Origin of the sequence: Pseudomonas sp. URMO17WK12:I7, from assembly GCF_003269045.1 — a bacterium.
In the GTDB taxonomy this organism is placed as follows: Bacteria; Pseudomonadota; Gammaproteobacteria; order Pseudomonadales; family Pseudomonadaceae; genus Aquipseudomonas; species Aquipseudomonas putida_J.
In genome coordinates, this window is sequence record NZ_QLTL01000008.1 from 51,478 (window position 1) to 65,280 (window position 13,803).

At 62.5% G+C, this 13,803-nt stretch carries 12 protein-coding genes and 1 riboswitch; of the genes, 5 read left to right on the forward strand and 7 right to left on the reverse strand.

What is annotated here, in order from left to right:
- Positions 1–104 precede the first annotated feature (104 nt).
- Complete coding sequence (ahcY, locus tag H040_RS12495) at positions 105–1,514, reverse strand: adenosylhomocysteinase (protein ID WP_027920674.1); 1,410 nt, start codon at positions 1,512–1,514, stop codon at positions 105–107.
- A gap of 20 nt (positions 1,515–1,534) precedes the next feature.
- Positions 1,535–1,631: riboswitch (S-adenosyl-L-homocysteine riboswitch) on the reverse strand.
- A 179-nt stretch (positions 1,632–1,810) separates the two neighbouring features.
- Here ahcY and H040_RS12500 point away from each other — a divergent pair.
- A complete protein-coding gene (locus tag H040_RS12500; RefSeq protein ID WP_027920675.1) occupies positions 1,811–2,212 on the forward strand; it encodes an acyl-CoA thioesterase in 402 nt (133 codons plus the stop codon).
- Positions 2,213–2,331: 119 nt separating this feature from the next.
- Here H040_RS12500 and H040_RS12505 read toward each other — a convergent pair whose 3' ends face one another.
- Positions 2,332–3,567: a cation:proton antiporter gene (locus tag H040_RS12505; RefSeq protein ID WP_027920676.1), complete on the reverse strand. Its 1,236-nt coding sequence runs from the start codon at positions 3,565–3,567 to the stop codon at positions 2,332–2,334.
- A 311-nt stretch (positions 3,568–3,878) separates the two neighbouring features.
- On the opposite strand from H040_RS12505, the gene H040_RS12510 reads away from it, so the two are divergent.
- Together H040_RS12510 and H040_RS12515 are read left to right on the forward strand one after the other, a co-directional pair.
- On the forward strand, positions 3,879–4,712 hold the full coding sequence (locus H040_RS12510; RefSeq protein WP_027920677.1) for an EamA family transporter: 834 nt from the start codon (positions 3,879–3,881) through the stop codon (positions 4,710–4,712).
- Positions 4,713–4,739: 27 nt separating this feature from the next.
- Complete coding sequence (locus H040_RS12515) at positions 4,740–5,126, forward strand: MAPEG family protein (protein ID WP_027920678.1); 387 nt, start codon at positions 4,740–4,742, stop codon at positions 5,124–5,126.
- Between the two features lie 111 nt (positions 5,127–5,237).
- Here the strand turns inward: H040_RS12515 and mltA are convergent, their stop codons facing one another.
- On the reverse strand, positions 5,238–6,389 hold the full coding sequence (gene mltA / locus H040_RS12525; RefSeq protein WP_027920679.1) for a murein transglycosylase A: 1,152 nt from the start codon (positions 6,387–6,389) through the stop codon (positions 5,238–5,240).
- Positions 6,390–6,508: 119 nt separating this feature from the next.
- Here mltA and H040_RS12530 point away from each other — a divergent pair, with 119 nt between their 5' ends.
- The gene (locus tag H040_RS12530; RefSeq protein WP_027920680.1) at positions 6,509–6,955 is read left to right on the forward strand and encodes a c-type cytochrome; all 447 of its coding nucleotides are present in this window, start codon (positions 6,509–6,511) and stop codon (positions 6,953–6,955) included.
- Positions 6,956–6,985: 30 nt separating this feature from the next.
- On the opposite strand, the gene H040_RS12535 is transcribed toward H040_RS12530, so the two are convergent.
- The 4 genes from H040_RS12535 to H040_RS12550 all read right to left on the reverse strand — a co-directional run bounded on the left by H040_RS12535 (position 6,986) and on the right by H040_RS12550 (position 11,546).
- On the reverse strand, positions 6,986–7,378 hold the full coding sequence (locus H040_RS12535; protein WP_027920681.1) for a DUF1090 domain-containing protein: 393 nt from the start codon (positions 7,376–7,378) through the stop codon (positions 6,986–6,988).
- 131 nt (positions 7,379–7,509) lie between these two features.
- On the reverse strand, positions 7,510–9,201 hold the full coding sequence (gene ligB, locus H040_RS12540; protein WP_027920682.1) for an NAD-dependent DNA ligase LigB: 1,692 nt from the start codon (positions 9,199–9,201) through the stop codon (positions 7,510–7,512).
- 142 nt (positions 9,202–9,343) lie between these two features.
- Complete coding sequence (gene metK / locus H040_RS12545) at positions 9,344–10,534, reverse strand: methionine adenosyltransferase (RefSeq protein WP_027920683.1); 1,191 nt, start codon at positions 10,532–10,534, stop codon at positions 9,344–9,346.
- 19 nt (positions 10,535–10,553) lie between these two features.
- Entirely contained in the window at positions 10,554–11,546 is a 993-nt protein-coding gene (locus H040_RS12550; protein ID WP_027920684.1) for an ArsR/SmtB family transcription factor, read from the reverse strand.
- A gap of 250 nt (positions 11,547–11,796) precedes the next feature.
- On the opposite strand from H040_RS12550, the gene tkt reads away from it, so the two are divergent.
- Positions 11,797–13,794, forward strand: a complete 1,998-nt coding sequence (gene tkt, locus H040_RS12555; protein WP_027920685.1) for a transketolase — start codon at positions 11,797–11,799, stop codon at positions 13,792–13,794.
- The last annotated feature ends 9 nt before the right edge of the window (positions 13,795–13,803 follow it).

Consider the following 13,803-nt stretch of genomic DNA (forward strand, 5'->3'; position numbering starts at 1 on the left):
AGCTGCAAGTAAAAGCCAGGGCGGTGTGGGCCGGCCTGGCTTGGGCATCGATCAAGATTAAACGACTACAAGCGCCAGGCGGTTTGCCGCCTGGCGCTTGCCGCTTAGTAGCGGTAGGCGTGCGGCTTGAACGGGCCTTCGACGGTCACACCGATGTAGTCGGCCTGCTGCTTGGTCAGCTGGGTGACCACGCCACCGAAGCCGCGGACCATTTCCAGGGCCACTTCTTCGTCGAGTTTCTTCGGCAGCACTTCAACGGTCAGGCGTTCGGCTTTCTTCTCGGCCGACAGGTCAGCGTACTTCTGCTTGAACAGGAAGATCTGCGCCAGCACCTGGTTGGCGAACGAACCGTCCATGATGCGGCTTGGGTGGCCAGTGGCGTTACCCAGGTTCACCAGGCGGCCTTCGGCCAGCAGGATCAGGTAGTCGTCGTTCTGCGGGTCGAAGTCGCCAGCGCCGGTACGGTGGATCTTGTGCACCTGTGGCTTGACCTCTTCCCATGCCCAGTTCTTGCGCATGAAGGCGGTGTCGATTTCGTTGTCGAAGTGGCCGATGTTGCAGACCACGGCGCGCTTCTTCAGGGCCTTGAGCATGTTGGCGTCGCAGACGTTGACGTTACCGGTGGTGGTGACGATCAGGTCGATCTTGCCCAGCAGTGCCTTGTCGATGCTGGCTTCGGTGCCGTCGTTGATACCGTCGATGAACGGCGAGACCAGCTCGAAACCGTCCATGCAGGCCTGCATGGCGCAAATCGGGTCAACTTCGGTGACCTTGACGATCATGCCTTCCTGGCGCAGGGACTGGGCCGAACCCTTGCCCACGTCACCGTAGCCGATCACCAGTGCCTGCTTGCCCGACAGCAGGTGGTCGGTGCCGCGCTTGATGGCATCGTTCAGGCTGTGACGGCAGCCGTACTTGTTGTCGTTCTTGCTCTTGGTGACCGAGTCGTTGACGTTGATCGCCGGGACTTTCAGCTCGCCTTTGGCCAGCATGTCCAGCAGGCGGTGCACGCCAGTGGTGGTTTCTTCGGTGACACCGTGAACGCGGTCCAGGACGGCCGGGTATTTCTTGTGCAGCAGCTCGGTCAGGTCGCCGCCGTCGTCGAGGATCATGTTGGCGTCCCATGGCTGGCCATCCTTGAGGATGGTCTGCTCCAGGCACCACTCGTACTCTTCCTCGGTTTCACCTTTCCAGGCGAAAACAGGAATGCCGGCGGCAGCGATGGAGGCAGCGGCCTGGTCCTGGGTGGAGAAGATGTTGCAGGACGACCAACGCACTTCGGCACCCAGGGCAACCAGGGTTTCGATCAGCACGGCAGTCTGAATGGTCATGTGGATGCAACCCAGAATCTTCGCACCCTTGAGCGGCTGCTCAGCGAGGTACTTGCGACGCAGGCCCATCAGGGCAGGCATTTCCGATTCGGCGATGATGGTTTCGCGACGGCCCCAGGCGGCCAGGGAGATGTCGGCGACTTTGAAATCGGTAAAACCTGCAGGCGTGTTTACAGCGCTCATGAGAGCCTCCATTCGTAGTATGCGAATGGGCGCCGTTGTGCGTTAAGCGTCCGCAGAAGCGGACAACGCCCCATCCGAGCCTGACAGGGTGACCCTGCTGCAGCGCCCCTCGGGTGGGTGGCGGGCATGGTGCCGCTGTGGGCAGCCATGTGAAACGGCAGCGATTATAGCCTCGGCTGTGTGACACACCCAAGGCTTTCTGTCGATTTATCGCGACGATAGTCGATGTTCAATGGAGCGCTGGCGGCCGCTCTGCCATCATTACTTCACGTTAGCCAAGCAGGTCAGGAGTACAGATGAACTTTCACACCCGCAAATGGGTAAAACCCGAAGACCTCAACCCCAACGGCACGCTGTTCGGCGGCAGCCTGCTGCGCTGGATCGACGAAGAAGCGGCAATTTATGCCATCGTCCAGCTGGGCAACCAGCGAGTGGTGACCAAGTACATGTCGGAGATCAACTTCGTCAGTGCTTCGCGTCAGGGCGACATCATTGAATTGGGCATCACTGCCACCGAGTTTGGCCGTACGTCGATCACCCTCAAGTGCGAAGTGCGCAACAAGATCACCCGCAAGAGCATCCTGACGGTCGACAAGATGGTCTTCGTCAACCTGGGCGATGATGGTTTGCCGGCAGCCCATGGGCGGACCGAGATCAAGTATGTCCAGGACCAGTTCCCGGACTCCGCGGTCGAGTGACTATTCTGGGGCTGCCTTGCAGCCCTTTCGCGACACAAAAGCTGCTTCCACAGGAGACTGCAATTTTCTGTAGGAGCGGCCTTGCGTCGCGATTGGGCCGCAAGGCGGCCCCGGCATTCTCAAGGCTGTGTGCTGACCTTGCGCACCACCCGGCCAATGCTCAAGCCCTGCACCAGGATCGATGACAACACCACGATGTAGGTGATCGACAGCAGCAGGTCACGTTCCTCGCCCAATGGCAGCGACAGCGCCAGGGCCACCGAAACCCCGCCACGCAGCCCACCCCAGGTCAGTACCCGTACGGTGCCTTTCGGCACGGGCCGCCAGCGCCGCAACAGCACGATCGCCGGCGCCACGGTCAGCAGGCGCGACAGCAGCACGGCCAGTGCCAGCACACCGCCCGCCGCCAGGTGCAGCCAGTTGAATGGAAGCAGCAACAGCTCCAGACCGATCAGGGCGAACAGCAGGGCATTGAGCATGTCGTCGATCAGTTCCCAGAAACCGTCCATGTAGCGGCGGGTCATGTCGTTCATCGCCAGGTTGCGCCCCAGGTTGCCGATGATCAGGCCGGCGACCACCATGGCGATCGGCGCCGAAACGTGCAGCTCGTAGCACATTGCCGAACCGCCGATCACCAATGCCAGGGTCAGCATCACCTCGACCTGGTACTGCTCGACGCTTTTGATCATGCGGTAGGTGGCATAGCCGATCACGCCGCCGAACAAAACGCCGCCAATGGCCTCGCGCGCGAACAGGATGGCGGTGTCGGAGACGCTCGGTGTTTCGCCCAGCTGGATGATGCCCAGCAGCACGGTGAACACCACGACTGCGGTACCGTCGTTGAACAACGATTCACCCACGATGGTGGTCTTCAGGGGTTTGGAGGCGTTGGCGGTACGCAGTGCACCCAGCACGGCGATCGGGTCGGTCGGGGAGATCAGTGCGCCGAACAGCAGGCAATAGATCAGTGGCACCTGCCAGCCGAACAGGGCGAAAACCCAGTGCGACAGGTAGCCGATCACCACGGTGGCGATCAGCACCCCCAGGGTGGCCAGCAGGCCGATCGGCCAGCGGTAGCTGCGCAGGTCGCTGAGGTTGACGTGCAGTGCGCCGGCGAACAGCAAGAACGCCAGCATCCAGTGCATCAGCAGGTCGTTGAAATCGATCTGGTTCATCAGACCTTCGACGCGTTCTTCCAGGCCAGGAAAGCCGATCAGGCTCAGGCCCTGCAACATCAGGGAGAACAGCAATGCCGTGACCATCACGCCGATGGCGGGTGGCAGGCCGATGAAACGGTAATTTACATAGGTGAGGAGGGTGGTGAGGCAGATAAACGCGGCAACTAATTCAAGCATCCCGATTCCTGTGACAATGGCTTCCAAGTCGTTACCCGAATGACTCGGGCAGTTCTTTGATGATCTGGCGAGGGTCTCGGGACACAGGATTTGACCAGGATTGTTGAAATCGTTCCGGGTATTCACTGCTAGAGGAGGCATTATGGCGGCCGGGCGCATGCCACAACATTTCCAGCGCCTGTGAGATCGAGCGCCGCCCGCGCGGCGCTCGGTCTCGAGGGCGCTGCATCTCCATCGGCGAACACATCACAGGCAACTCGCCCCCCAACGCTATATATTCATCCCTCAAAACGTCACAAGGACCCCAAGGCGTGCTGGCAACTTCCCTGGTATTGGTCGCCGCCCTGCTGCACGCGACCTGGAACACCCTGATCAAATTCAGCGGCGAGCGCCTGCTGGTGATTGCCAGCATGGATGTGGTGGCGCTGGTATTTGCCGTGCTCGCCGTGGCCTTCACCGAGTTCCCGCCCGCCGGGATCTGGCCTTGGCTGCTGGCGTCGGCGCTAGCCGAACAGGTGTACCGGTTTCTGCTGATCCAGGCCTATCGGGTCGGTGACCTGGGGCTGGTCTATCCTCTGATGCGCGGCCTGTCGCCGCTGGTGGTGCTGGGGCTGACCCTGGCGTTTGCCGGTGAGTCGCTCAGCCAGCAGCAGATCATCGGCATCCTGCTGATCCCGTGTGGCATGGCTTGCCTGTTGTGGCAGGGTGGCGGGGGCGAGCGGTTGCCTTGGTCGATGCTGCCGGTGGTGGCGCTGATCGGCCTGTGCATTGGCTGCTACACCTGGTTCGACGGCCAGGCGGTGCGGTTGTGGGGTAAACCCTGGGACTACCTGGTGTGGTTGACGCTGCTCAGTGCCTGGCCATTCCCGCTGCTGGCCGGCGTGGCGCGGCGGGCGCCGTTCGTGCTGTTCTGGCGTACACAATGGCGGCTGGGGCTGGCGGTGGGCTTTTGCGTGCTGTTCAGTTACGCACTGGTGCTGTGGGCCATGCACCTGGGCTCGGTGGCCGAAGCGGCGGCCTTGCGCGAGTTGAGTGTGATCCTGGTGGTGCTGCTGGGCATGCGCTACCTCAAAGAACCTTTTGGCGGGCCGAGACTCCTAGCTTGCGGGCTGGTCCTGGCGGGCATGCTGGTGATGAAGCTCTAACCCATTTTCGAACAAGGAGTCATGAGCATGACCGTTGCCCTGTGGTGCATCCTGATCGCGCTGCTGTTGAATCCGCTGTGTGCCTTGATTGCCAAGGTGAGCAGCGGCCGTTTCGGCCTGAAGGACAATCATGATCCGCGGGCCTTTCTCGACACCTTGTCGGGCCTGCCACGGCGTGCCCATGCTGCGCAGCAGAATGGCTACGAGGCCTTCCCGGCCTTTGCTGCGGCGGTATTGGTGGCGGATATCGTCGGCAATGCCGAGCAGGTGACCCAGGATGTGCTGGGGGTGATGTATATCACCAGCCGTTTGCTGTACATCATCTGCTACCTGGCCGATTGGGCTGCTTTGCGGTCGCTGGTGTGGTTTGCCGGGCTGGCGATCATCGTGGCCTTCTTCGTGGTATCGGTCTGATACCGAGTCGCCTGATTCGCGGGTAAATCCGCTCCCACAGGGTCTCCACAGGCCTGGAGACCTGTGCAGTACTTGTGGGAGCGGGCTTGCCCGCGAAGCACCCGGCAAATATCAGAGCACTTTCGGCACTTCAGGCAGCGGCTTGCCTTTAGGCCAGAGCATCCAGATCTGCCCCTGCTGCTTCATGTTGCCCGCCAGTTCACCGGCCTCAGGCCCGGTCCCCCAGAACAGGTCCGCACGCACCTCGCCAGCAATAGCCCCACCGGTATCCTGAGCACCCACCGGGCGCACCACCGGCGTGCCGTCGGGGCGTGTGGTCGACAGCCACAGCAAGCTGCCCAGGGGGATCACCTTGCGGTCGATGGCCACGCTGTAGCCGGCTGTCAGTGGCACGTTCAGCGAGCCGCGTGGCCCTTCGTTGCTGTCCGGGCGGGCACTGAAAAAGACGTAGCTGGGGTTGCTGGCCAGCAGTTCCGGCACACGCTGAGGGTTGGCCATGGCCCAGGCGTGGATGCTGCCCATGGTCACGTCTTCTTTTTTCAACTGGCCTTGCTCCACCAGCCAGCGGCCGATTGGGCGGTAGGGGTGGCCGTTCTGGTCGGCATAACCGAGGCGCAACTGGCGACCATCTTCCAGCTGGACCCGGCCTGAGCCCTGGATCTGCAGGAACTGCAGGTCCATCGGGTCGGTCAGCCAGGCCAGCACCGGCGCCTTTACGCCCTCGCGGCTGATCACCTCGGCGGTGTCGTAGGGCTTGAGCACGCGACCGTCCAGGCGGCCACGCAGGCGCTTGCCCTTGAGTTCGGGGTACACGCTGGCCAGGTCGACCACGACCATGTCATCGGGTACGCCATAAACCGCCACGTGTGCCGCTTCGGTGCGCTTCAGGCTGCCAGGGTAGACGGGTTCGTAGTAACCGGTGATCAGGCCGTTGGCGTTGTTATCGGCGGAACGCAGGCCATAGACCTGAAGGTTCTGTTCGAGGAAGGTACGTATCTGGGCGGCGCTGGCCGTGTTGCTGCCGGCTGCTTCGCAGGTGGCGGCCCACACCGGGTCGCGCTTGAGCTTCTCGCAGCCGCTGCGCCAGGCATAGAAGCCGGCCATCAGGTCTTCATCGCTGACCGCAGGCAGGTCTTTCCAGGTGACCGGGGCATAGGTGGCGATGGCGTGAGGCTCGGGCTTGGCATTCTCGCCGCCGTTGCAGCCGACCAGTAAAGCGAGTGCCGGGAGTGTCCAGGCCAAGTGGCGCAGGGCAGATTTCATCAGTGGGTACCTATGGCTGGCGAACATGAAGATTCGCCCTTGTTATTTATGTGGCTATTGGTCTTTGCCCGACGGCCGGCGATACTGGCCGGCCCTTTGCGTAGGCTGAAGTGACCGTGATGTTCAAGCGATTGACCGTAGTACTGCTCGCTGCCCTTGCCCTGACTGCCTGTGACCGGGTCGACCCGAACTCGCCGCTGGGCAAACGCAAGGCAATTTTCAAGGACATGCTCAAGACCAGCGAAGACATGGGTGGCATGTTGCGCGGCCGGTTGCCTTTCGATGGGGTGAAGTTCGCCGATGGCGCGTTGAAGCTCGATGGCCTGGCCCACGCGCCGTGGCAGCATTTTCCCCAGGTGCGTGATGAGGGCGACAGCAGCGCGCGAGCGGAGGTGTGGGAGCGGCAGGCGCGTTTCCATGACCTTGCCCGGCAACTCGAGGGCGTGACCGGTGAGTTGGTCGACGTGACGCGGACCCAGCCGTTGGATGCGGCGCAATTGAAGGCACCGATGGACAAGGTCGAAGCGGCGTGCAAGGCGTGCCATACCGAATTCCGCAATCATTGATCGCCTGGGTCAACAGGCGATCAGGCAAGATCAGCGGTCCAGGTCGTCCACGGCTTCCTGCAGTTCTTTACGGGACTCGGCAAGCTTGTCCTTGCGCTTGTTGATCTTTTCCGCGTCGCCTTTTTTCTCGGCCTTTTTCAGGTCTTTCTCGCGCTGTGCCACCTCGTGACGAGCCTCGAGCACTTTCTGCTCGCGCTCTTTGCGCAGGCTGGCGTCGGTGCAATTGTCAACGCCACGCAGTGCTTCCTCGAGCCCTGCCACCTGGTCGCTGTTGCCGTGGTCGCGGGCGATTTTCAGCTGGTTTTCGATGGCACTGCGCTTGGCGGCGCAACCGGTCAGGCCCGCGTCGGGCTGGGCGGCTTGGGCAACACCGGCAGCGAGTCCAAGTGTGGTCAGCAGAGCCAGGGTGGAAATCAATTTCATCAGAGCCTCCTTGAGGGGGCGGGGCAGCAAAAGATGGGGCAAATCCTGCCTTGCTTTTGACGATTTAGGAACCCTTGTTGGATATTTCTGGGGCAATCGTGGCATTTACCTACCGCAGATTTTGTTAAAACTCATTGCCTCTCACGGGTGGCAACATCAGCAAACCCCTCGATGCCGCGTTCACTCAGCTGTTGAGCCAAGGCCTGCACGGGCTGCTCAGCAAAAAAAGCTTGTAACTGGCTGGCGCGGGTTGCACCCATACCGGGCAAGGCTTGCCATTGCGCGGCCGAGCGCCTGGCGAGGGCTGCCCAATCGCCTTCGAGCGGTGAGTTGCGTGGTATCGGCACGCCCAGACCGCTGACCCACTGGGCGAACGGCCTGCTGCGGCCGGCCTCGAAGCTTCGTTGCAGGCGCCTGGCGCTGGTTTCGCTGATGCCAGGTAGCTTAGCCAGTCGCTCGGCGTCCAGCGCCAGCCAGTCTGCCAGCGACGTTACCAGCCCGGCCTGTACCAGCCGTCGCCAGGTTGCGGGCCCAGTGCCCGGCATGGCCAGGCCTTGTTTGCCACTGAGCCAGGTGAGGCGGGCAACAAACTGTTCTTCGCACTGTTCATCAGCCTGCCAGCAAGTCAGGGGGCCGTATTGATCCAGCGCAGGCGTTGTTACGGTGCGGCGCTCGGTGGCGCGGTGCACGACTTGCTCGAAACGCGGAATGGTCAGCCCCGCCAGGCTTATTGCAACCTGGTCTCCAGGACGAATGTCGAGAGCCTGCCAGCGGGCCAGGGAGCCCAGGCTCACCTGGGCAACACGCCGGTCGTCGAGATGCACCGGTTGCAGCTTCAGGATGGGCGTGATTCTGCCCGTGCGGCCGATGCGAAAGTGCACGTCACGTACCTCGGTCAACGCTTGGCTAAAGGGGTATTTCCAGGCCGCAATCCAGTAAGGTGCATTGGCCTGCCAGCGTTCGGCGGATGGCCGTGAGTTCTGGCGCAGGATCACCCCGTCCGTGGCAAAGGGCAGGGCAGTGCGATACCAGTGCTGGCGCCAGTGCGCAGCCTCGTCAGCACGGTTGATGGCCACGCTGAAGCGTTGACTGTCGGGGAAACCCAGCGTAGCCAGCTGCGCCACCCGCTCGCCTTGGTCGCTCGGCCCATGCGGCCAATCCCAGACAAACAGCCCAATGTCTGCGCCTTGTTCATGGTCCAGCTGCTTGCGCGCCAACAGCCCCGCGACAGTGGCGCGAGCATTGACGCTGCCGGCCTGCGCTTGCACATGTTCAGCCAGGCGCATGTAAAGCTCCCCTTGCAGGGTCAGGTCCAGCGGGCTTGGCAGGTGCCGGGTTATGCCTTCGAGCGCGTCGATATGTCGACTCCAGTCATGGCCCTGGGTGCCGTCACCGCGACTGAGCAGCTGAACCAGCCTGCCTTGCCGATAGACCAGGGTCACCGCGACGCCATCGACCTTCGGTTGCAGCCAGACACCTGTCTTGCCGTCCATCCATTTGGTCACGGCCTGTTCGTCTGGCAGCTTGTCGACGCCGGTGTGGCGGATCGGGTGGGCAATTGGCCCGCGTGCGCTGGCCAAAGAGTCCAGCTCGCTCTCCAGCGCGAAGCACTCTTGCAGATGCAGCAGGCGTATTCGGCTCTGGTCATAGACTTCGTCGGGCACCAGGGACGTGCCCAGCCGATGGTAATGGTCATCCCACTGGCGAACCGTCTCGCGCAGGCGGGTGACTTCTGCGCGCGCCCGTTCGGCCGACCAGCTCGGGCAGCCAGTGGCTTGCGCGTTGTACGACAGAAAAATCAGGAAAAAGAGCAGCAATGGCATTGCCAGCTTCCTTGCTTGGCGGGGGAAGCCTCAGCCTAGGTAACGGGAGCGGGCGTTGCGCCGCGCAGTTGTCAGCCGATATGTCATGAAAAAGCCCCTGCCGATCACTCGGCAGGGGCTTTCATATACCGCTGTAGGAGAATTACAGGTCGGCAGCGTCACGCAGCGACTGGGCGCGGTCGGTACGCTCCCAGGTGAAGGTGGTGAAGGTGTCGTCGCCGACAGTCTTCTGCTGCGGTTCGCGGCCGAAGTGACCGTAAGCAGCGGTTTCCTGGTACATCGGGTGCAGCAGGTCGAGCATCTTGGTGATGGCGTACGGACGCAGGTCGAAGCACTCGCGCACCAGCTGGATGATCTTGTCGTCGGAGACCTTGCCGGTGCCGAAGGTGTTGATCGAGATGGAGGTCGGCTGGGCCACGCCGATGGCGTAGGACACCTGGATCTCGCAACGCTCGGCCAGGCCAGCGGCAACGATGTTCTTGGCCACGTAGCGGCCGGCGTAGGCGGCGGAGCGGTCGACCTTGGATGGGTCTTTGCCGGAGAACGCGCCACCACCGTGACGGGCCATGCCGCCGTAGGAGTCGACGATGATCTTGCGGCCGGTCAGGCCGCAGTCGCCCACCGGGCCACCGATGATGAAGTTGCCGGTCGGGTTGATGTGGTACTGGGTGCCCTTGTGCAGCAGCTCGGCCGGCAGGGTGTGCTTGACGATCAGCTCCATCACCGCTTCCTGCAGGTCTTTTTGCGAGACTTCAGGGTTGTGCTGGGTCGACAGAACGATGGCGTCGATGCCGACTACCTTACCGTTCTCGTAGCGGCAGGTGACCTGCGACTTGGCGTCCGGGCGCAGCCACGGCAGCAGGCCGGACTTGCGTGCTTCGGCCTGGCGCTCGACCAGACGGTGCGAGAAGCAGATAGGCGCTGGCATCAGCACGTCGGTTTCGTTGCTGGCGTAGCCGAACATCAGGCCCTGGTCGCCCGCACCCTGGTCTTCCGGCTTGGAGCGGTCGACGCCCTGGGCGATGTCTACCGACTGTTTGCCGATGATGTTCATCACCGCGCAGGTGGCGCCGTCGAAGCCAACGTCGGAGCTGTTGTAGCCGATGTCGATGATGACTTTGCGCACCAGCTCTTCCAGGTCGACCCAGGCAGAGGTGGTGACTTCGCCGGCGATGATGGCGACACCGGTCTTGACCAGGGTTTCGCACGCAACGCGGGCGTATTTGTCCTGGGCGATGATGGCATCAAGGACCGCGTCCGAAATCTGGTCGGCGATCTTGTCCGGATGCCCTTCGGACACGGACTCGGAGGTGAAAAGGGAGTATTCGCTCATCTCGACGGGTTCCTAAAATTTACCGATGGTGAGTGTCGCCAGCCGTCCGCTGAAAATGGCGGACCTGGATCTGGAAACCGTTACGCAAGCCCACATAGAGGCTGTCCCCGGGGGCCAGCCCGGCTGCAGTGGCCCAACGGGCCAGGTCGTCCTGCTCGAAACCGAGCCAGAGGTCGCCGCAGGCTTCCCGCGCCCAACCCTGGTCATGGCTGCACAGTTCGGTGACCAGCAGGCTGCCGCCCGCCTTCACCCGTTTGGCCAGCTGGCGCAGGGCCAGGGCCGGGTCGCTGAAATGGTGCAGGACCATGTTCAGCACAACGCAGTCGGCTTCCACATCCGTTGCACCCAGTGCATCGGCCAACTGCAGGTTTACATGACTCAGACGTTCGCGTTCGCAGACCTGCCGTGCCAGCTCGAGCATGGTCGGGCTGTTGTCCAGGGCGGTGACCTTGGCAAAGCGCCGTGCCAGGTCTGGCAGGAAGCCGCCATCGCCAGGACCGACTTCCAGCGCGCTGGCGGCCGGCGCGAAGTTCAGCTTGTCGAGCAGCGCCAGCAGGCTCTCGCGATATTGCGGCAAACCGGCGATCAGGTCTTGCTGGGCGCGGAATTTCTCTTCCACGCGCAGGAAGAAGTCCTGGCTGGTGGCGGCGCGGCGTTGTTGCACCTGGGCGATACGCGCCTGCACATCTTCCGGCAAGGTCAGGTCGTCGACCTCGTCGAGCAGGGCCATGTGCAGACGCCCGCCGAAGCGCTGGCTGTCGGGCAGGGCGCGGCGGTAGAAGATCGCATTGCCTTCGCGCCGCGTGGCCACCAGCTCGGCCTGGGCCAGCACCTTGAGATGGTGGCTCATGCCCGATTGGCCGACGTCGAAGATCTGCGCCAGCTCCAGCACGCCGAACGAATCACTGGCCAGGGCGCGCAACACGTTCAGACGCAGCTCATCGCCACTGGCCTTGCACAGGGCGGCCAGTGTGTCGCTTTGCTGAGGGATCGGTTGCGCGCGAAGGTTCATGGGGCGGCAGTCTAGACAGGCAAGGCTGCCCCCGCAAGATCAATATCAAAAAGTTTTGATATTGGCGACAAGCTGCAAGTCTCACGCTTCAAGCTGCAAGCTTTAGAGCGGTTCGCGCCGGGTTTCACGCGTTTCTTGCAGCTTAAAGCTTGCCGCTTGCCGCTTTAATGTTTGCCCCCGGCCCCCGCAGTGGGCGAAAATGGCAGCCTTTTTCGTAACACCACCTCTTTCAAGCCCCAGGAGATAAGCGATGCCCAGCCGTCGTGAACGTGCCAACGCCATTCGTGCCCTCAGCATGGATGCCGTGCAAAAGGCCAACAGCGGCCACCCAGGTGCCCCCATGGGCATGGCGGATATCGCCGAAGTGCTTTGGCGCGACTATCTGAAACACAACCCGAGCAACCCGAAGTTTGCTGACCGTGACCGCTTCGTGCTGTCCAACGGCCACGGCTCGATGCTGATCTACTCGCTGCTGCACCTGACCGGCTACGACGTCACCATCGATGACCTCAAATCGTTCCGCCAGCTGCACAGCCGCACCCCGGGCCACCCCGAGTTCGGCTACACCCCAGGCGTAGAAACCACCACTGGCCCGCTGGGCCAAGGCCTGGCCAACGCCGTGGGCTTTGCTCTGGCTGAGAAGGTCCTGGGCGCCCAGTTCAACCGTGACGGCCATAACATCGTCGACCACAACACGTATGTGTTCCTCGGCGACGGCTGCATGATGGAAGGCATTTCCCACGAAGTTGCCTCGCTGGCCGGCACCTTGGGCCTGAACAAGCTGATCGCCTTCTACGACGACAACGGCATCTCTATCGATGGCGAAGTGCACGGCTGGTTCACCGACAACACCCCGGCGCGTTTCGAAGCGTACAACTGGCAGGTCATCCGTAACGTCAACGGCCACGATGCCGACGAAATCAAGATGGCCATCGACACCGCGCGCAAGAGCGACCGTCCGACCCTGATCTGCTGCAAGACCATCATCGGTTTCGGCTCGCCGAACAAGCAGGGCAAGGAAGACTGCCACGGTGCACCGCTGGGCAACGACGAAATCGCCCTGGCCCGCAAGGAACTGAACTGGAACCACGGTCCGTTCGAAATCCCGGCCGACATCTACGCCGAATGGGATGCCAAAGCCGCCGGTGCCAAGGCCGAAGCCGACTGGAACCAGCGTTTCGACGCGTACGCCAAGGCCTTCCCGGAACTGGCTGCCGAATTCAAACGCCGTGAAAGCGGCGAGCTGCCGGCCGACTTCAGCGAGAAGGCCCAGGCCTACATCAACGAAGTGGCCGCCAAAGGCGAAACCATCGCCAGCCGCAAGGCCAGCCAGAACGCACTCAATGCCTTCGGCCCGATGCTGCCTGAGTTCCTCGGCGGTTCGGCTGACCTGGCCGGCTCCAACCTGACCCTGTGGAAAGGTTGCAAGGGCGTCGAAGCCAACGATGCCAGCGGCAACTACGTGTTCTACGGCGTGCGGGAGTTCGGCATGACCGCGATCATGAACGGCGTTGCCCTGCACGGCGGCCTGGTGCCTTACGGCGCGACCTTCCTGATGTTCATGGAATACGCCCGCAATGCCGTGCGTATGTCGGCGCTGATGAAGCAGCGTGTGATCCACGTTTACACCCACGACTCCATCGGCCTGGGCGAAGACGGTCCGACTCACCAGCCGATCGAGCAGCTGACCAGCCTGCGCAGCACGCCGAACCTGGATACCTGGCGCCCAGCCGACGCCGTCGAATCGGCTGTGTCCTGGAAGCACGCCCTGGAGCGCAAGGACGGCCCATCGGCGCTGATCTTCTCGCGTCAGAACCTGCAGCACCAGGACCGCGACGCCCAGCAGATCGCCGACATCAGCCGTGGCGGTTACGTGCTGAAAGACTGCGCCGGCGAGCCTGAGCTGATTCTGATCGCCACCGGTTCCGAAGTGGGCCTGGCCGTTCAGGCGTTCGACAAACTGACCGAACGGGGCCGCAAGGTCCGCGTCGTGTCGATGCCGAGCACCAACGTGTTCGACGCCCAGGACGCCGCCTACAAGCAGTCCGTACTGCCGCTGGAAGTCGGTGCGCGCATCGCCATCGAAGCTGCCCACGCTGACTTCTGGTACAAGTACGTCGGCCTGGAAGGTCGTATCATCGGCATGACCACCTACGGTGAGTCGGCTCCGGCCGCTGCACTGTTCGAGGAGTTCGGCTTCACCCTGGAAAACATCCTGGGCACCGCCGAAGAGCTGCTGGAAGACTGATTCTGACTG

Bases quoted from the DNA above. Each gene is read 5' to 3' on its own strand.
- H040_RS12535 (WP_027920681.1), bottom strand. From the start codon at position 7,378: ATGAAATTGATTTCCACCCTGGCTCTGCTGACCACACTTGGACTCGCT.
- H040_RS12515 (WP_027920678.1), top strand. From the start codon at position 4,740: ATGACCGTTGCCCTGTGGTGCATCCTGATCGCGCTGCTGTTGAATCCG.
- H040_RS12550 (WP_027920684.1), bottom strand. From the start codon at position 11,546: ATGAACCTTCGCGCGCAACCGATCCCTCAGCAAAGCGACACACTGGCC.
- mltA (WP_027920679.1), bottom strand. From the start codon at position 6,389: ATGAAATCTGCCCTGCGCCACTTGGCCTGGACACTCCCGGCACTCGCT.
- H040_RS12500 (WP_027920675.1), top strand. From the start codon at position 1,811: ATGAACTTTCACACCCGCAAATGGGTAAAACCCGAAGACCTCAACCCC.
- ahcY (WP_027920674.1), bottom strand. From the start codon at position 1,514: ATGAGCGCTGTAAACACGCCTGCAGGTTTTACCGATTTCAAAGTCGCC.
- H040_RS12505 (WP_027920676.1), bottom strand. From the start codon at position 3,567: ATGCTTGAATTAGTTGCCGCGTTTATCTGCCTCACCACCCTCCTCACC.
- tkt (WP_027920685.1), top strand. From the start codon at position 11,797: ATGCCCAGCCGTCGTGAACGTGCCAACGCCATTCGTGCCCTCAGCATG.
- metK (WP_027920683.1), bottom strand. From the start codon at position 10,534: ATGAGCGAATACTCCCTTTTCACCTCCGAGTCCGTGTCCGAAGGGCAT.
- H040_RS12530 (WP_027920680.1), top strand. From the start codon at position 6,509: ATGTTCAAGCGATTGACCGTAGTACTGCTCGCTGCCCTTGCCCTGACT.
- ligB (WP_027920682.1), bottom strand. From the start codon at position 9,201: ATGCCATTGCTGCTCTTTTTCCTGATTTTTCTGTCGTACAACGCGCAA.